At 68.3% G+C, this 17,841-nt stretch carries 15 protein-coding genes; 5 read left to right on the forward strand and 10 right to left on the reverse strand.

Features of this window, described 5'->3' with window-relative positions; translation table 11 throughout:
• Window positions 1–79: 79 nt before the first annotated feature.
• Both GST15_RS09830 and GST15_RS09835 read left to right on the forward strand, forming a co-directional pair.
• Complete coding sequence (locus tag GST15_RS09830) at window positions 80–841, forward strand: glutamine amidotransferase (protein ID WP_267902552.1); 762 nt, start codon at window positions 80–82, stop codon at window positions 839–841.
• Between the two features lie 17 nt (window positions 842–858).
• The gene (locus GST15_RS09835) at window positions 859–1,722 is read left to right on the forward strand and encodes a BPSS1780 family membrane protein (protein WP_159017054.1); all 864 of its coding nucleotides are present in this window, start codon (window positions 859–861) and stop codon (window positions 1,720–1,722) included.
• A gap of 8 nt (window positions 1,723–1,730) precedes the next feature.
• On the opposite strand, the gene GST15_RS09840 is transcribed toward GST15_RS09835, so the two are convergent.
• From GST15_RS09840 to GST15_RS09860, 5 genes are all read right to left on the reverse strand, one after another.
• The gene (locus GST15_RS09840) at window positions 1,731–2,417 is read right to left on the reverse strand and encodes an RDD family protein (protein WP_159017055.1); all 687 of its coding nucleotides are present in this window, start codon (window positions 2,415–2,417) and stop codon (window positions 1,731–1,733) included.
• Complete coding sequence (gene tatC / locus GST15_RS09845; RefSeq protein WP_159017056.1) at window positions 2,414–3,172, reverse strand: twin-arginine translocase subunit TatC; 759 nt, start codon at window positions 3,170–3,172, stop codon at window positions 2,414–2,416. The genes GST15_RS09840 and tatC overlap by 4 nt, the downstream gene beginning before the upstream one ends.
• The gene (gene tatB, locus GST15_RS09850; protein WP_159017057.1) at window positions 3,153–3,674 is read right to left on the reverse strand and encodes a Sec-independent protein translocase protein TatB; all 522 of its coding nucleotides are present in this window, start codon (window positions 3,672–3,674) and stop codon (window positions 3,153–3,155) included. Before tatB ends, tatC begins: the two co-directional genes overlap by 20 nt.
• Before the next feature lie 24 nt (window positions 3,675–3,698).
• A complete protein-coding gene (gene tatA, locus GST15_RS09855; RefSeq protein ID WP_159017058.1) occupies window positions 3,699–3,944 on the reverse strand; it encodes a Sec-independent protein translocase subunit TatA in 246 nt (81 codons plus the stop codon).
• A 69-nt stretch (window positions 3,945–4,013) separates the two neighbouring features.
• Entirely contained in the window at window positions 4,014–4,916 is a 903-nt protein-coding gene (locus tag GST15_RS09860) for a lipid-binding SYLF domain-containing protein (RefSeq protein ID WP_159017060.1), read from the reverse strand.
• Between the two features lie 127 nt (window positions 4,917–5,043).
• On the opposite strand from GST15_RS09860, the gene GST15_RS09865 reads away from it, so the two are divergent.
• Window positions 5,044–5,427 (forward strand): DUF805 domain-containing protein, encoded by a 384-nt coding sequence (locus GST15_RS09865; RefSeq protein ID WP_159017062.1) that lies wholly within the window; start codon window positions 5,044–5,046, stop codon window positions 5,425–5,427.
• A 67-nt stretch (window positions 5,428–5,494) separates the two neighbouring features.
• Here GST15_RS09865 and uvrD read toward each other — a convergent pair whose 3' ends face one another.
• Genes uvrD through GST15_RS09880 form a run of 3 tightly spaced genes read right to left on the reverse strand, consistent with a single transcriptional unit; the run spans window position 5,495 to window position 13,850 of the window.
• Window positions 5,495–7,693 (reverse strand): DNA helicase II, encoded by a 2,199-nt coding sequence (uvrD, locus tag GST15_RS09870; RefSeq protein ID WP_159017064.1) that lies wholly within the window; start codon window positions 7,691–7,693, stop codon window positions 5,495–5,497.
• 39 nt (window positions 7,694–7,732) lie between these two features.
• Window positions 7,733–11,527: a PAS domain-containing protein gene (locus GST15_RS09875; RefSeq protein WP_159017065.1), complete on the reverse strand. Its 3,795-nt coding sequence runs from the start codon at window positions 11,525–11,527 to the stop codon at window positions 7,733–7,735.
• Window positions 11,528–11,585: 58 nt separating this feature from the next.
• Window positions 11,586–13,850, reverse strand: coding sequence for a S9 family peptidase (locus GST15_RS09880; protein ID WP_233263146.1), 2,265 nt, complete (start codon window positions 13,848–13,850; stop codon window positions 11,586–11,588).
• A gap of 189 nt (window positions 13,851–14,039) precedes the next feature.
• On the opposite strand from GST15_RS09880, the gene GST15_RS09885 reads away from it, so the two are divergent.
• On the forward strand, window positions 14,040–15,842 hold the full coding sequence (locus GST15_RS09885) for a DUF885 domain-containing protein (RefSeq protein ID WP_159017068.1): 1,803 nt from the start codon (window positions 14,040–14,042) through the stop codon (window positions 15,840–15,842).
• Window positions 15,843–16,004: 162 nt separating this feature from the next.
• Here the strand turns inward: GST15_RS09885 and GST15_RS09890 are convergent, their stop codons facing one another.
• On the reverse strand, window positions 16,005–16,322 hold the full coding sequence (locus tag GST15_RS09890) for a DUF1820 family protein (RefSeq protein WP_159017069.1): 318 nt from the start codon (window positions 16,320–16,322) through the stop codon (window positions 16,005–16,007).
• Between the two features lie 70 nt (window positions 16,323–16,392).
• On the reverse strand, window positions 16,393–17,085 hold the full coding sequence (locus GST15_RS09895; protein ID WP_159017070.1) for a rhomboid family intramembrane serine protease: 693 nt from the start codon (window positions 17,083–17,085) through the stop codon (window positions 16,393–16,395).
• A 223-nt stretch (window positions 17,086–17,308) separates the two neighbouring features.
• Between GST15_RS09895 and GST15_RS09900 the strand changes: the two genes are divergently transcribed.
• A partial coding sequence (locus GST15_RS09900; RefSeq protein WP_199268749.1) for an OmpP1/FadL family transporter occupies window positions 17,309–17,841 on the forward strand: 533 nt, incomplete at its 3' end.

Genomic DNA, 17,841 nt, shown 5'->3' on the forward strand with positions numbered 1-17,841 from the left:
CGCGGAAAAGCGGGCTAGTATACGTTTGCGGCCACACCGGGCCGCCGACGCCACCCGTTGCCAGCAGGTTGCCGCGGACTTGAACGCGACGAATCCCACAGCCTTCCACAAACCCTTCCTGATCATCGAAACCGGCCAGCCGGTGCCTTCGATGCGTCGCCATGGACGCTTCCCGCACTGGATCCGCGTCGCCGCGGGCCTGCATGCCGACGCCGCCATCGTGGTCAACGTCGAGCAGGGTGAGTCACTGCCGGATCCGGACGGGTTCGCCGGGGCGCTGATCACCGGCTCCGGCGCCATGGTCACCGAGCGCCGTGAGTGGAGCGAACGCACCGCGCAGTGGTTGCGGGACGCGGCCAACGCCGGCCTGCCGCTGTTCGGCATCTGCTATGGCCACCAGTTGCTGGCGCATGCGCTCGGCGGGGAGGTCGGCGACAACCCCGCCGGTCGCGAGATGGGCACGGTCGGCATCGACCTGCATCCGGGTGCGACCGATGACCCGCTGTTCCAGGGCATGCCGGCGCAGTTCATTGCCCAGGCGACCCATGTCCAGAGCGTGCTGCGCATTCCGCACGGGGCGACGGTGCTCGCCCGCTCGGCGCAGGATGGCTGCCATGCGTTCCGCTGGGGGCGGGCGACGTGGGGCGTGCAGTTCCATCCCGAGTTCAGCATCACCCACATGCGTGGCTACGTGCACGCCAAGCATGACGCGCTTGCCCGCGAGGGCCGTTGTTCACGGCAGCTCTCGCGTACGATCAGCGCCACGCCCCACGCGCGCCGCGTGCTGCGCCGCTTCGTCCGCCACGCACGGGCGCTGCATTCGCCGCCGCCCAACCGATAGTTTCCAGAGGAACAGGGATGAAGGATGTACTGAAAGTGCCCGCTTCGGCCGGTGCGGAATGGTTGCTGGGCGGATTCCGGCTGTTGCGGCAGGCGCCATTCGGACTGGCCTCGCTGGGCGCGATCTACGGCGTCATCGCGCTGCTGGTGCCACTGAGCATGCAGGTCAACACGACGCTGTTCCTCATCCTGGAGTTGCTGCTGGTGATGCTGGGGCCGGTGCTGACGGCCGGCATGATCTACGCCGCGCAGTGCGTGGATCGTGGCGGGCGTGCCTTGCCGGTGCACCTGCTGCAGGGCCTGCGCGAAGGCAAGGCGCCACGCCTGCTGGCCACGCTGATCCCGCAGCTGCTCGCGGTGCTGGTGGGCGCACTGCTGCTGGTGATGCTGATCGGCGGCGAATCGCTGGCGCAGATGGCGCAGGCGGTCCAGGCCATGCAGAACCAGGCCCATCCGGACCCGGCGCTGGTCAGCGGCCTGCCGGTCGGCCGCCTGTTGCTGTGGATGCTGCTGGCGCTGTGCATCGGCGTGGTCACCAGCTTCTTCACCTTCATGGCCGTGCCCGAGATCATGCTGACCGACAGCCACGCCTGGGACGCGATGCAGCGCAGTTTCCGCGCGTGCATGCGCAACCTGCCGGCGCTGATCGTGTTCCTGGTGCTGGCCGTCATCGCCGTGTTCGCGATCTATGTCGCGGTGATCCTGGTCGCCGCGGTGCTGCGACTGCTCGTGGGCGAGTGGGTGATGCAACTGGTGACGCAGTTGCTGGCCACCGCGGTGCTGATGCCGGTGCTCACCGGCGCGATGTACCTGGCCTGGAAGCAGATGTTCTCCGGCGGCGGCGCGATCGCCGCGCCGACCATGGGCGGCTTCGAGGCCTGAGCCCGATCTCAGCCCAGGCTCGCCTGCAGCGCTGAGACATCGCGCTGCACGAGCCACGCCAGGGCCACGACGATCACCAGGACCTGCAGCCACAGCCACGCCCTGGCCCAGGTCGGCAGCGGCGCCGTGGCATCGCTCGACACGACGCGCGCACCGGCCATGTAGTCGTGCAAGGCGCGCCGTTGCGGCGGCAGGGCCGCGAGTGCGTGGCCCAGGTTGAGGGTCAGCCACGACAGGGCGCCGCCGACATGTCGCATGACCGTCTGTCCCGGCGTCGTGGGGCCGTCGGTGCGCGCATCGACCACGCGCAGCGCCAGCGCGTGCTTGCCGGGCGAGCCTTGCCACCCCGAGCGCTCGAATGCGATGTGGTACAGGGCGGCGATCACGGCGTAGGTGGCCAGCCACGGCAGCAGCATCGCCAGCAGCCCGGACTGCACGGCATCGGCGCCGGATCGCACCGCCGGATCCTGCAGGAGCGTCGTGTAGAGCTGGTCGGGTTGCGGGCCTTGTGCCATCGCCTGCACCAGGGAGTCGCGCAATGTGTTCGTCAGCGCGGTGGCGGCGCCGGTACTGGCGTGCCAGCCGGCGAGGAGCCATGGCCAGGACAGCAGCGTGGCGCAGGCGCCCAGTGCGGTGAAATCCAGCGTATAGGCGGCATAGCGGCGCCAGAAACCAGCCGGCGCCGCCGGCGTCATTCCAGCGAGACGTCCGGCTTGGTGGCTGGACGCACGGCACGCGAGGCGATGATGCCGGCCTCGTAGAGCAGCACCATCGGCAGGGCCAGCAGCATCTGCGACACCACGTCCGGCGGGGTGATCACCGCGGCCAGCACGAAGATGCCGACCACCGCGTAGCCGCGCGACTCACTCAGCTGCTTCGGCGTGACCCAGCCGAGCAGGACCAGGATGACCAGCGCCACCGGCAACTCGAAGCTGGCGCCGAAGGCCAGGAAGATGATCAGCACGAAGTCCAGGTACGCGGCGATGTCGGTCATCATCGTCACTCCCTGCGGCGTCACCTTGTTGAGGAAGGTGAAAACCGCCGGCAGCACGACGAAGTACGCGAACGCGCAGCCGGTGTAGAACAACACCAGCGCCGAACCCAGCAACGGCAGCGCCAGCTTGCGTTCGCGTTTGTAGAGGCCCGGCGCGACGAAGGCCCACAGCTGGTACAGCAGCCACGGCATGGCCACGACCACCGCGACGAAAAAGGCGAGTTTCAAGGGCGCGAAGAACGGGGAGGCGACCTCGGTGGCGATCAGCTGTCCGCCCTTGGGCAGCTTGTCGAGCAGTGGTTGCGCCAGGATCGAGTACAGGCGGTTGGCGAACGGCAGCAGCGCGACGAACAGCAGCAACAGCCCAGCGACCGCGCGCAGCAGGCGCGAGCGCAATTCGATCAGGTGATCGAACAGTCGCGAGCCGGTGTCGTCGTCAGCGCTGGGGAACTTCATCGTCGATGTCGGCGTCGTCGGGCGGCGGTGGGTCTTCCATGGGCGCGTGCATGGTCTGCTCCTCGCGCTCGCGTTCGGCTTCCTCGGCAGCGGACAGCGGCTGCTCGCTCGACGGCGCAACTCCTGCGGGGGCGTGCTCGACCAGCACCGGCGTCGTCGCGATCGCGGCACCGGCGGCACCGGCGGCACCGGCGGCGGGCGGCTGCGGCCCCCGCATCACCGACTCGCGCGCCTCGTGCATCTCCCGCTCCAGGCCACTGCCGGCATTGCGCAGGGATGCGTGCGCGTCGCGCAGTGCGTCCTGGGTCTCGCGGAGGCTGCGCTTGAGGTCCTCGTCGGCGAGGTCGTGCTCGAATTCGGCCTTCACCGAATTCCACTGCGCGCGCGCGCGCCGCACCCACAACCCGGCGAACCGGGCGGCCTTGGGCAGGCGCTCGGGGCCGAGCACGAGGAGCGCGACCACCGCGATGACCAGCAGCTCGGAGAAGCCGACGTCAAACATCGCCCGGATCCTCGCGCGTTGCGGTCAATGCGTACCGGGGGGGGTGCGGTCGTCGTCGCGCTGCTTGGCGGCGATGTCGTCGCGCAGCGGATCGCGCACGGCCTGGTCGGGCAGCTGCTCTGGCGGCTTGCCATCGTCATGCATGCCTTTCTTGAAACCCTTGACCGCCTCGCCGATATCCTGGCCGACGTTCTTCAGGCGCTTGGTTCCGAACACCAGCACCACGATGACCAGCACGATCAACCAATGCCACAGGCTCAAACCACCCATGTGCCTTCGCCTATTCTTGGGGGAAACGACAGGATAGCGCAGCGACCCGGGATCGGTGTTCGGATTGCGTCACGGAGTCGGTGTCGGTGTCGGTGTCGGCGGCAGCGGCTGCGCGGTCGCGGGAGCGTCCTGAACGGGCTCGAACGAGCCCGGGACGGCCGGCGCGACCGGTGCCACCGTCGAACCCGTCGTCGCCGGATCGGCTGAATGCGACGTCGCCGGAAGGACCGTCGCGGCAGCCGCCGGCGTCGGTGCCCGCGCGGCATGCGCGGCGGCCGTGGTTTCCTCGAGCCGGTCGCGGAAACCGACGACCGCGTCGGAGGGCCGTTGGGGTGCGCGGCCTTCGAAGATCATCCGTGGCGTGGTGTCACGACCGTAGACCGCCTCGTTGGCGGCATCGTCGATCGACAGGACCGCGCCGTCGAGCGCGACGCCAGCGAACAGGCCGCGCGCCCGCGACCAGGACCAGATCTCCGCTTTCATTTCGCCGTCGGTCTGGGCAGAGGCATTGCGCCCGACCGGGCCCGCCGCGACGCCCGCATCGGCACCCAGGGTGAACTTGCCGTTGACGATCGATTCCAGGCCGCGATCACTGCGGAAGACCAGCACGATGTCCGCCGACTGCACGCCGGCCTGCAAGCCGATGCTGCCGCCGGTGAGGCTGATGAAGCTGGGGTTGGACCAGCTGCCGTCGGGACTGCGCACCGACAGCAGGCCGTGGCCGCGACGCCCGCCGATGATGAAGCCGGCCTTGATCGCGTCGGGCACCACCACTATCGCGCGCGCCTCGTCGAACAGCTTGTCCGGTATCGCCGACTCCGGAATCGCCTGGATGTCGGTCAGCACGCGGACCGCATTGCGCGCGCGCTCGTCCTCGGCGACGCCGGCGAGGGCCGCCCCGGCCAGCACCAGCAGGAACAGCAGGGCGCCGAGGCGCGGAAGCAGGCGATGACGCGGGACGCGGGTGGACATGGGTGCTCCGGGGGGGAAGACAGCTGGAATTCAGGCTAGTCGTCGCTGGATGAATCGCCGGTGAGTCGCGGCGACGCTACCATCCGATGGCGGCGGGGAGCCGCGACATCAGCCAGGGGTAAACGGAATGGATTGGTACCTGAAGGTCCTGAAGAACTATTTCAATTTCGAGGGCAGGGCGCGACGCAAGGAATACTGGATGTTCGTGCTGGTCAACCTGATCGTGTCATTCGGCCTGAGCATGGTCGACGGCATTGTTGGCCTGAAGTCGGCCAGCGGCATCGGCACGCTCGGCGCGATCTATTCGCTCGCCGTGCTGGTTCCGAGTATCGCCGTCGGCGCGCGTCGCCTGCACGACCTGGACAAGAGCGGCTGGTGGCAGTTGATCGCATTTGTCCCGATCATCGGTTGGATCGTGCTGATCGTGTGGGCCGCCAGCGCAGGCCAGGCTGGATCCAACCGATTCGGCCCCGATCCAAAACTGGACGGCGGCGCGCCAGCGATGGCCTGAGCCAACCGCCTCGATCGCCAACGGCGCCTGCGGGCGCCGTTTTTCATCGCGCTGCGGCGATCCGCCCCTATGCGGCCGACAGGTTGGCGTAGGCCAGCACCAGCCATTTCGACCCCGCGTCGTCGAAGTTCACCTGCACGCGCGCGTGCGCGCCGCTGCCTTCGTAATCGGTGACGACCCCGCGGCCGAACGTGGCGTGCAGCACGTTCTGGCCGAGCTTGATCGATGGCGTGTCCACCTCGGCATGTCCCTGCCAGGCGCGAGCGCGGGGCGGCGCCGACATCGGGCGCGACACCTGCACGCGCGGACGCACCTCGTTGATCAGCGCCGGCGGGATCTCGCGCAGGAAGCGCGACGGCACCCCATACATGTCCATGCCATGGATGCGCCTGGCCTCCGCATAGCTCAGCACCAGTTTCTGCCGGGCGCGGGTGATGCCGACATAGGCCAATCGACGCTCCTCCTCGAGCCTGCCGGGTTCCTCCACCGACTTGGCGTTGGGGAACAACCCTTCCTCCAGGCCGGCGAGGAACACCAGCGGAAACTCCAGGCCCTTGGCGCTGTGCAGCGTCATCAACTGCACGCCATCCTCGCCCGATTGGGTCTGGCCCTCGCCGGCCTCGAGCGAGGCGTAGGCGAGGAAGGCCACCAGTTCCGTCAACGCGGCGGCTTCGGCATCGTCGTCGCGCTGCACGAAGCGCGATGCCACCGACACCAGTTCGTCGAGGTTGTCGGTGCGCGAATCGAGCGAGCCCTTCGACTCGGCGGCGTAATGCGCACGCAGGCCGGACCGCACCAGCACGTGGTCGACCTTGTCCTGCAGCGACAGCTCGGTGGTCTCCGCCGCCAGGCCGTCCACCAGCGCGTGGAAGCCGATCAGCGCATTGCGTGCGCGTGCCGCCAGTGTCGATTCCCGTGCGATCCGGATCGACGCCTCCCACAGCGAAATCGAGTCGGCGCGCGCGCGCTGGCGGACTTCGCCCAGGGTGCGCTCGCCGATGCCGCGCGTGGGCGTGTTGACCGCGCGCTCGAATGCGCTGTCGTCGGCGCGGTTGGCGACCAGGCGCAGGTAGGCCAGCGTGTCCTTGATTTCCACGCGCTCGAAGAAGCGCATCCCGCCATAGACGCGATAGGGGATCTGCGCAGCGAGCAGGGCCTCCTCGAAGGCGCGCGACTGCGCGTTGCTGCGGTACAGGATCGCGCAGTCGCGATGGCTGCCGCCGTCGCCGACCCATTGCGCGATGCGCTCGACGACGAACCGCGCCTCGTCGATCTCGTTGTAGGCCGCGTACAGGTCGATCGGCTCGCCTTCGCCGGCCTCGGTCCACAGCTGCTTGCCCAGGCGATCGGGGTTGTGGGTGATCACCGCATTGGCGGCGCCCAGGATGTTGGCGGTCGAGCGGTAGTTCTGCTCCAGCCGCAGTGTCTGTGCGCCGGTGTAGTCGCTGAGGAAACGCTGCACGTTTTCGACCTTCGCTCCGCGCCAGCCATAGATCGCCTGGTCGTCGTCGCCGACCACGAACACGCGGCCGCTGTCGCCGGCCAGCAGCCGCACGAATCCGTACTGGATGGCGTTGGTGTCCTGGAACTCGTCGATCAGCAGGTGCCCGAAGCGGTGCCGGTAATGCGCCAGCAGCGCGGAGTTGTCGCGCAACAGCTCGTGCGAGCGCAGCAGCAGCTCGGCGAAATCGACCAGGCCGGCGCGGTCGCAGCGCTCCTGGTAGAGCGCGTAGGCGCTGCGCATGACGTCGGCCCAGGGATCGGTGCCGGGCTGCAGGTGTTGCGGCCGCCGGCCTTCGTCCTTCTGCGCGTTGATCCACCAGGCGATCTGTCGCGGCGGAAAGCGCGCCTCGTCGATTTCCAGCTGCTGCACGACGCGCTTGACCAGTCGCAGCTGGTCGTCGCTGTCCAGCACCTGGAATCCTTCGGGCAAGCCCGCGTCCTGCCAGTGCAGCCGCAACAGTCGATGCGCCAGGCCATGGAAGGTGCCGATCCACAGCCCGCGGCTGCCCGGCTGCGAGCCGCCGCGCTGCAGCAGCGCCTCGGCGCGCGCGCGCATCTCGCCCGCGGCCTTGTTGGTGAAGGTGACGGCGAAGATGCCGTGCGCCGGCACCCCGAACACCTCGTTGAGCCAGGCGATGCGATGGGTAAGCACCCGCGTCTTGCCCGACCCGGCCCCGGCCAGCACCAGGTGGTGGCCGGGCGGGGCGGTGACGGCATCGCGTTGCGCGGGATTCAGGGCGTCGAGCAGGTACGAAACATCCATCGCCCCATTCTACGTGGGGCGCCGGATGGCACCCGTCGTCTATCCCATCGACGCGATGAAGCCAGGCTCCAGCAGTTGCGGCAGCAGGGCCGCGAATGGCTGCGGTCGCCCGAGCAGGAAGCCCTGCAGCTCGTCGCAGCCGCGCTCGCGCAGCCATGCCAGCTGCTGCTCGGTCTCCACGCCCTCGGCCACGACCCGCAGTTCCATGAGATGGCCAAGGCCGATGATCGACGCGCAGATCGCGGCATCGTCGGCATCGTGGCCCAGGTCCTGGACGAAGGAGCGATCGATCTTCAGCCGGTCGATGGGAAGCCGCTTGAGGTAGGCCAGGCTCGAGTAGCCGGTGCCGAAATCGTCCACCGAGATGCAGACGCCGAGCGCGGAAATCCGTTGCATGGTCTCGATCGCGCGCTCGGGGTTGTCCATGATCACGCTCTCGGTGATCTCCAGCTCCAGCACGCCTGCGGGCAGCGCGAAGTCGCGCATCACCGCCGCGACGTCGCGGTACAGCTCATGGCCGAACTGCGCCGCCGACACGTTGACCGACAGGCGCACATGTCCCAGCCCCACCGCGGCCAGCAGCGCGTGGTGGCGGGCCGCCTCGCGCAGCACGAAGCGCCCGAGATCGACGATCAGCCCGCTCTCCTCGCAGACGCCGATGAATTCCGATGGCGGCAGCTGGCCCCGCTCCGGATGCTGCCAACGCGCCAGCGCCTCCAGCGCCAGCAGCCTGCCGGCCGGATCGAACAGCGGCTGGAAAGCCAAGTGGAATTCGTGGTTCTGCAGCGCTTCGCGCAGGCGCGACACCAGCTGCAGCCGTTGCGACACCGCCATGTCGAGTTCCGATCGATAGGCGACGGCGCGGTTGCGGCCCAGGCGCTTGGCTTCGTACATGGCAAGGTCCGCATGCTTGAGCAGCGTCTCCGCGTCGTGGCCGGCCTGCGGATAGCGGCAGTACCCGATGCTGGGAGTCAGCACGTGCGGGGTTCCCGCCAGCTCGATCGGCTGCACCACCGCGGCCGTGATGCGTGCCAGCGCGGCCTCGATCCCGTCCTCGTCGGTCTGCTCGGTGAGCACGATCACGAACTCGTCGCCGCCGAAGCGGCCGACGGTGTCGGTGTCGCGGACCGCGCCCAGCAGGCGTCCGGCCACGGTCCTGAGCGCGATGTCGCCGGCGCCATGGCCGAGGCTGTCGTTGACCAGCTTGAAGTCGTCCAGGTCGACGAACACCACCGCCGCTTCCCGCCCATAACGCTCGGCGCCGTAGATCGCCTGTTGCAGGCGATCCTCCAGCAGCTGCCGGTTGGGCAGGCCGGTCAGTTCGTCGTGGGTCGCGCGGTAGGCCAGCTGCTCCTCGTAGCGCTGGCGCTCGCTGACGTCGCTGATCACGCCGACGAAATGCGACAGGACGCCGTTCTCGTCGGACACCGGCGCGACGTGGAAGTCGTTCCAGAACAACGCGCCGTCCTTGCGATAGTTGCGCAGCAGCACCCGCGCCTCGCGTTGCTCGCGCAGCGCGCCGCGCACCGCCTCGATGCCGGGCTGCGCCTGGTCGTCGCCCTGCAGCACGCGGCAATTGCGGCCGATGATCTCGGCCCGGGGATAGCCGGTGATCTCCTCGAATGCGCCGTTGGCGTAGACGATCGGGAAGTCGGGCTGGCGCGCGTCGGCGATCACGATGCCGTTGTCGGTCGCCTCGACCGCGCGCCGCAGCAGGCGCAGGTTGACCTCGTCGCGATTGCGCTGGGTGACATCGAGCATGCCGCCGAGCGCGCGCACCGCGCGGCCCTCCATGTCGCGCACGATGAAGCCACGATCGCGCACGTCGGCGTAGCTGCCGTCCTTGCGTCGCAGGCGGTAATCGCATTCCCACTCGGTGTCGCCGGATTCCGCGGCCCGGGTCACGCTGTCCATGACGCGCACGCGATCGTCGGGGTGCAGCAATTCCTCCCAGGCCTTCAGGTTGGGCCCGAATTCACCGGGTCCATAGCCGAACAACGCATAGACGTTGTCGCTGCGCCAGGTGGTGCCGTTGATGAAGTCCCAGTCCCAGACCGCGTCGCTGGTGGCGCGGGCGATCAGCTGGAAGCGCTCCTCGTTGCGCTCACGCTCGCTGACGTCGTTGCAGACGCTGACCATGTGGGTGACGGTGCCGTCCTCGTCACGCACCGGTGCCATGTAGAAGTCGTTCCAGAAGCTGCTGCCGTCCTTGCGCAGGCTGCGCAACAGCACGCGCAACTCGGCACGCTCGCGCAAGCCGTCGCGGATCGCCATCCGCTGCTCGGTGTCGCGCGGATCGGATCGCAGGAAGCGGCAGTCGTGGCCGATGATGTCGGCGGCGTCGTAGCCGGTCATCGCCTCGAAGCCGCGGTTGGCGTACACGGCCGGCAGGTCGGCGCTGCGCATGTCGACGATCAGGATGCCGCTGTCGGTGGCTTCGACGGCACGGCGCAGCAGGCGCAGGTCGGCTTCGTCGCGCTTCTGCCGGGTCACGTCCAGCATGCCGCCGGCGGCGCGGACGGCCTTGCCATTGGCATCGCGCAGCAGGAAGCCGCGGTCGAGGACCTCGGCATAGCTGCCGTCGCCGCGGCGGAAGCGATAGGTGCCTTCCCACTCATCGGCCGCGGACACGATCGCCGCGGTGATGCTGGCGTGGATGCGGACGCGGTCGTCGGGATGGACCAGCGCCTCCCAGCCCTCGATCCGCGGCGGAATGGCGTCGCGCGCATGGCCGAACAGGGCGTAGAACGAATCGCTCCACCACAACGCGCCGGTGGCAACGTCCCAGTCCCACACGGCATCGCTGGTCGCGCCTGCGATCAGCTGGAAGCGCTGTTCGCTGCGCTCGCGCTCGGTGACGTCCACGGCCAGCACCAGCCGGGCCGGCACGCCTTCGAAGCTGATGTCGCGGGTGTGGATGGCCGCGCTCAGGCGGCTGCCATCCTTGCGCAGATGCGTCCAGACCTGGCCCTGCGGATGCTTGGTGCTGTCCAGCGCCATGGCGGCGAGCACCAGCGCTGCGTCTTCCGGCGGCCGGATGTCGAGCACCGTGAGGGTGAGCAGTTCCTCGCGCGGGTAGCCGTAGCTGGTGATCGTCGATGTGTTGGCGGCAAGGAAGCGCAGGCTCTCCCGATCGAACACCCACATCGGCAGGGGATTGTGTTCGAACAGGAAGGCGTACTCCTCCTGTGCCGCGTGCAGGCGGTCGCGGACGGATGCCAGCGCGGTGATGTCCTGCTGGATGCCGCGAATCACCCGCTGTCCCGCGGTGCGGTCGACCCATTCCGCGCGCGTGTAAACGTTGCGCACCTCGCCGTCGGGGCGGACGATGCGGAACTCGGTCTCCGCCGGCTCCCCGTCGGCGAGCAGCCTGGCGAAGAGCGCGCCGATCCGGTCCTGATCCTCGGGGTGGATCCAGTCGGCGATGTCCTCCAGACGCAGGGCCGCGGTGCGCGGCGACTGGCCGTAGATGCGGAAGACTTCCTCCGACCAGTGCACGCGTCCGCTGTCCAGCTCCCAGGTCCAGTCGCCAATGCAGGCGATCCGGCGCGTCTCCTGCAGCAACGACGCCTGTGCCTGCATGTCCTGCAGCAGGCTCGCCTGGCGCCGGTGGCTGCGGACGAACGCGCCCAGCAACACCGCCCACAGCACGCCGAGCACCAGCACGAGCAGGGGCGAGGCGACCGTGGCCAGCCGGTCCCCATGGCGGAACAGCAACAACGCAGTGGCGACGGCCGCCAGCAGCGAGGCGGCCAGGCCAGCGCTCATGCGCCAACCCCAGCGTGCAAGCCGCGGCGGCAGGACAGGAGTGGTGCCGTCGCTGGATGGATGCATGCGGGAGTCCGTGGCCTGTTACGCGGGGTCGATCGCGTGGCAGGCACGCGACGCGGGATCAATCCGTCGGTGGATGCATCAGGTACTGCGGCGGCGGCGTCGCCCCCATCAGGTAGCGCACGAAGTAATCCCAGCGCCGACGCATCATGTACGGCGCGTCGACGCCATAGCCATGGCGCGCATTGGGCAGCACGACCAGGTCGAAATCCTTGTTGGCCTTGACCAGCGCATCGACGACCAGCAGCGTGTTGGATGGCGGCACGTTGTCGTCCATCAGGCCGTGCGCCAGCAGCAGGTGGCCCTTGAGGTTGGCCGCGCGGGTTTCATTCGCCTGGGCGTCGTAGTTGCTGCTGCCGTCCTTGCGGCGCTGTTCGAGTCCCTGCCACTTCTCGGCCCAGTCGTCCTCGTAATTGCGGTTGTCGTGGTTGCCGCTTTCGCTGATGCCGACCTTGAACACGTCCGGGTAGGTGAACATCGCATCGGCGGTGGCATAGCCGCCGCCCGAGTGTCCCCACACGCCGATTCGGTCCAGGTCGATCCACGGATAGCGCGCGCCGAGCTGGCGCAACGCGGCGACCTGGTCGGGCAGGGTGTTGTCGCCGACATCGCCGCCGAATGCATCGTGGAAGGACTTCGAGCGCCACGGCGTGCCCATGCCATCGATCGCCACCACGATGAAACCCAGCTCGGCCAGCGCCTGGTGGTCGACCCGCGCGGCAACGAAGCTGCGGCTGCCGACCGAACCGGTCTGCGGTCCCGGATAGATGTAGTCGACGATGGGATAGCGCCTGGCCGCATCGAAGTGCGAGGGCTTGAACATCAAGCCGTACAGGTCGGTCCTGCCGTCGCGCGCCTTGACCATGATTGGAGTCGGCGGCATCCAGCCCGCGGCCTTGAGGCGGGTGATGTCGGCGGTGGCGATGGTGGCGGCGCGATGGCCGTCGCGCGCGTCGCGCAACACCGTCACCGGCGGTGCCGTGGGCGTGGAATACGCGTCGACGAACCACTTGCCGTCCGGCGACAGGCTGATCGTGTGATCGGCCGCCTCTGGCGTCAGCAGGACCGGCTTGCCGCCATCCAGCGACACCCGGTAGAACGACTGGAAATAGGGATCCTGCCCGGGCTCGCGGCCGACGCCGCGAAACCACAGCGTGCGCGATGCCGGATCCACGCGCAGCACCTGGGTGACATTGCCGACGCCGGTCGTCACCGCATGCTTGAGCCGTCCGCTGGCCAGGTCGTACAGATACAGGTTGCCCCAGTCGCTGCGCTCGCTGAACCACAACACCTCATTGGACTGCGGCAGGTAGCGCCAGTTGACGGCCCCGTTGCCGCTTTCGAAATAGGTCGGCACGCGCTCGTCCAGCACGTCGCGCACCGCGCCGCTGCGCGCATCGGCCACGCGCAGCCACACCTGCTTGTGATCGCGCGAGGACGCCGCGAAAGCCAGCGTGCGTCCGTCCGGCGCCCATTGCACGTCTTCCCAGCCGCCGTCGCAGCTGACGTCGTCGCACAGGGTGGACCGATGCTGGTCGGGCGGCGTCTGCAGCCGCACGACGGTCTTCGTCGGGACATCGATCACCACGCGCTCGATCAGCGTCACGTCCTTGTCGCCGACCAGCGGGTACTTCCAGGTCTTCACTTCCGGATGGCCGACGCGCGTGCTGACGAGCGTCATCGAGCCGGTCGCGCGCTGGTCCTGGCGGAAGGTCGCGATCTTCGTCGAGTCGGGCGACCACACGAGGATCGCGCGATCGCTGTGGATCCAGCCGGCGTTGTCGGTGGCGTATCCGTAGTCGGTGACGCCATCGTGCGTCAGCTGTGTTTCCCTGCCACCGTCGACATCGCGCAGCCACAGGTTCCAGTCGCGGATGAAGGCTTCGCTGTGGCCATCGGGGGACAGCACGCCCGGTGCCTGCGGCGCCGGAAGCGCGGTGCAGGCGGCGATGACCGGGTCGCAACGATATTGCCGGCCATCGACGGTGACTTCGAACCCGCCATCGGCACGCACCCGGTACGCGGTGAGCGGCAGCTTGTTCGCCGCGACCGGCTTGCCGGTGGCCTTGGCCAGCGCCGCGGCCAACCTGGGCGTGTCGATCCGTTCCGAGGTCGCGCCGGTGGCGACGTCCATCTGCAGGAACCGATCGCCATTGGCGTCGTGGTCGCGGTACCAGAAGTGGGTCGGGTCGAGCCATGTGACGGTCGTGACCGCATGGTCGACCAGCGGGGTGGCGTTGTAGCCGACGAGGCGTTCGGCCCGTGCGTAGTCGTCCGCACTGACTGTCGGCGCTTGCGATAGCGCCAGTACCGGCCCGGCGAGCATGCCAAGGAACCCCGCGACCAGCAGGCGCGCGCCGCCATTCACCACACCCATGCGTATCCCCCTGATTGCGCCACTCGAAACATGTCGCGATCCGCATGCTAGCGCGCTTGCGCCACCATGACCTTCGGGGCTTGGCGTGCCTGTCCGCCAACGCGATGCTGGTCACACTCCCATTGCCTGGTATCGCGCATGAAGCCCCTGGTCCTTGCTGTCTCGCTGGCGCTGCTCTCGCCGATGCCGGCCTTCGTTCATGCGGCTGAGGCCGTTGCAGCCGCACCAGCACCCGCACGAAGCCAGGCGCCAGCCTGGATCGCCGCCAGCAACGCCCATGCACAGATCCTGTTGCGCGCGCAGGCGGAATTCTCGCCGGAGATGGCGTCGTCGGTCGGACTGCCCGGCTATGACGACAAGGTCAGCGACCTCGGCCCGGGTTACGCCGCGCGCGAACGCGACGCGCTGTCCGCAGCACGCACAAAACTGCAGCAGGCGCTGGCGACGGAACGCGATCCCAACGTGCGCCAGGACCTGCAGATCATGATCGACACCGCGTCGCGCCGGATCGAAGGCAGCGAGCTCGGCGAACGCCTGTTGCTGGACTGGACCGACGCGCCGTCGATGGTGTTCCAGAGCGAACAGGACCTGTTGCAGGACCAGAGCCCGCCCGAGCGCCGCGCCGCGGCGTTGCTGCGACTGAATCGCTACCTCGGCCTCGCTCCCGGCAGCCAGTCGATTTTCGCGCAGGCCAAGGCGCGTTTCGATGACAGCCTCGCCGGCGGCAAGCGCCTCGGGCCGGTCAAGGCCGAAGTCGAGCAGGCGATCGCCAATGCGCCGACCTACGCCGCCGGCATCCGCAAGTTGTTCACGCAATTCCATATCGCCGGTGCGGACGCATCGCTGGCGGCGCTGGACCAGCAGGTCGCCGACTACGTGGCCTGGCAACGCTCGACCGTGCTGCCGAAGTCGCGCGCGGATTTCCGCATGCCGCCCGAGCTGTATGCCTTCAGCCTCAAGCGGGTGGGCATCGACATCGACCCGATGCTGCTGGTGCAGCGCGCCGAGGTCGAATTCATGGAAACGCGCGCAGCCATGCAGCAGATCGCGCCGATCATCGCCAAGGAGCACGGATTCGCATCGGGCGACTATCGCGACGTCATCCGTGCGTTGAAGAAACAGCAACTGGGTCGCGACGCCGTCGAGCCCTACTACCGCAACGAGGTCATCCCGGCGATCGAGCGCGCCATCGCCGCCAACCACGTCGTCGACCTGCCGCAGCGGCCGATGATCATGCGCCTGGCCTCGGACGCCGAAAACGCGGCGCAGCCGGCGCCGCACATGGATCCGCCGCCGCTGATCAACAACAACGGCCAGCGCGGGCAGTTCGTCCTCACCACCGGCAATCCCGATGCCAGCGGCAAGGCCGAGCAGTTCGACGACTTCACCTACAAGGCCGCCGCCTGGACGCTCACCGCGCACGAAGGCCGGCCGGGACACGAGCTGCAGTTCAGCGCGATGGTCGAGCGCGGTGTGTCGCAGGCGCGCAGCCTGTTCGCGTTCAACTCGGTCAACGTCGAGGGCTGGGCGCTGTATGCGGAAGCCGAGATGGTCCCCTACGAGCCGCTGGACGGACAGCTGATCGCCTTGCAGCTGCGCCTGTTGCGCGCCGCGCGCGCCATGCTCGATCCGATGCTCAACCTGGGCCTGACCGATCGCGACACCGCATTCCGCGTGCTGACGCAGGATGTCGCGCTGTCCACGCCGATGGCCAAGCAGGAAGTGGACCGCTACACCTTCCGCATGCCCGGCCAGGCCGGCAGCTACTTCTACGGATACAGCCGCATCCTGCAGCTGCGCGCGGAAACCGAAGTCGCGCTGGGGCCGAAGTTCGATCGACTGGCCTTCAACAACTTCCTGCTCGACCAGGGGCTGTTGCCGCCGGACCTGCTGGCCAAGGCCGTGCGCGAGCAGTTCATCCCCGCGCAGAAAGCGAAGTAGCGCTTACTTCTTCCCCGCCTGATGCAATCCCCCTGCTTGAGCAGGGGGGTGCTGATCCTCAACAGCACGCCAGACAGATGTCCTTGCGCGTGGCGACGCGGCAAGGTCCGCCGCAACTGAATGTCTGCGCGGCGCGTGGCGACGCGGCAAACTCCGTCGCGTCTAGGTGTCTGCGCGGCGCGGCAGCGGGAATGCCATCACCACGCTTTCGCCGGTGGCGGCATCGCGGATGGCCGATTGCCCCTTGCGCTCGACTTCCTCGATGCGGATCACGCTCTGCATCGGCAGGTGCAGTACCTGCGTGTCGCCGAACTCGTCGCGCAGGCGTTCCTCGGTGGGATCGATCACCACGCCATCGTTGACGTCGAACTGCAGGTCGGCGACCTCGGTGAATCCCCACAGGCTGCTGCTCGCGACGCGCCTGGCGTACAACGAGTAGACGCGGCCGTGGTTGAGGAAGGTGACCTTGTATAGCTTCATGGCGCGATTATGGGGGGTCGGTCAGCACGTGGATGTCGGCGCGAGCTGAATGGCGGCGTTCGCATCGCTTTCAATAGCCACGGCGCCTGCGCAGGCGCCGCGCGATCGCCGCGCGCACCACCAGCGCGAACAGCACGCCGAAAGCGAAGCCGGCGATATGCGCGACCCACGCCACCGCACCGAAGGCCGGTCCGATGTAGGCGAACACGATCTGCAGCAGTGCCCAGATCCCGATCAGCAGGGAAGCTGGTGCGCGCACGAATTCCAGGAACAGGCCCAGCGGCACCACCACGCCCAGCGTGGCGCGCGGAAACAGCGCCAGGTAGGCGCCAATGACCGCCGACACCGCGCCGCTGGCACCGATGATCAGGCGGTGCGGGGCGCCGATGACGAGTACCGCGGCGAGGTTCGCCACCATGCCGCCGAGCAGGAACAGCAGCAGGAACCGCCACGGGCCCATTACCCGCTCGGCTGGCAGGCCGAAGATCAACAGGAAGATCAGGTTGCCCAGCAGGTGGGTCCAGTCCGCATGCAGGAACAAGGCCGTCAGCAGCCGCAGGCCGCGGCCTTCGGACCACAACGCGGCAAGGGTCTCCGTCAGTGCCGGGCCTCCGGTCAGCGCGCCCCAGTCCAGCAGCAGGTTGCGCTGGGCCGCGTCCGAGCGCGTGCTCGCCCACAGGTAGGCCAGCCACAGCAGCGCGAACAGCAAGGGAGTGGCCCAGCGCAGGGTCGAGCGGGAGCGGGTCGGCAGGGAAACGAACATGCCACTGCCCAGTCGGAGAAGGCTGGAAGATTACGTGCCTGGCGTCACGCCCGCTCCATTCAGGGAAAACGGGCCTTTTGGCCTATTGTTATAAATTGGTGAAGCGGCGTTATAGTTGGATACGGCAACGTACGTCGATGCCCGTCGGCACGCCCTGGATCGAGGCGGCACGGGCATCGCCTGCTGAAACACACGCGAACAGACCACTCCGGAGACCCACCCAATGCTGACCGCTTCCAAGTTCCTGACCACCTCCATCCAGTTGTCCGCACTGGCGCTTGGTATCGCCGGCGCGCTCGCCATGGGCCCGGCCAATGCCTCGGGCTTCCAGTTGCGCGAAAACAGCGTCAAGAACCTCGGCCGTTCCAGCTCCGGCACCGCCGTGGCCAAGGACGATGCGTCCGTGGTCGCCAACAACCCGGCGGCGATGGTCAACCTGGACAAGACGACCGTGCAGGTCGATGCCACCGACATCAACCTCGACGCGACGTTCACCGGCGGCGGCACGACCGCGCTGGGCACGCCGCTGAATGGCGGCAACGGCGGCGACCCGGGCCACCCGCAGGTGGTTCCCGCGATTGCCGTGGTCGTTCCTGTCGGCAACCTGCGCTTCGGCGCCAGCGTCAACGCACCGTTCGGCCTGAAGACCAAGTACGACGCGGACTGGGTCGGTCGTTACAACGCGGTGACATCCGACGTGAAGACCGTCGACTTCACCTTCTCCGCCGCATGGGCGATCAATGATCGCTTCTCGGT

Source organism: Cognatiluteimonas profundi, assembly GCF_009792795.1.
In the GTDB taxonomy this organism is placed as follows: domain Bacteria; phylum Pseudomonadota; class Gammaproteobacteria; order Xanthomonadales; family Xanthomonadaceae; genus Cognatiluteimonas; species Cognatiluteimonas profundi.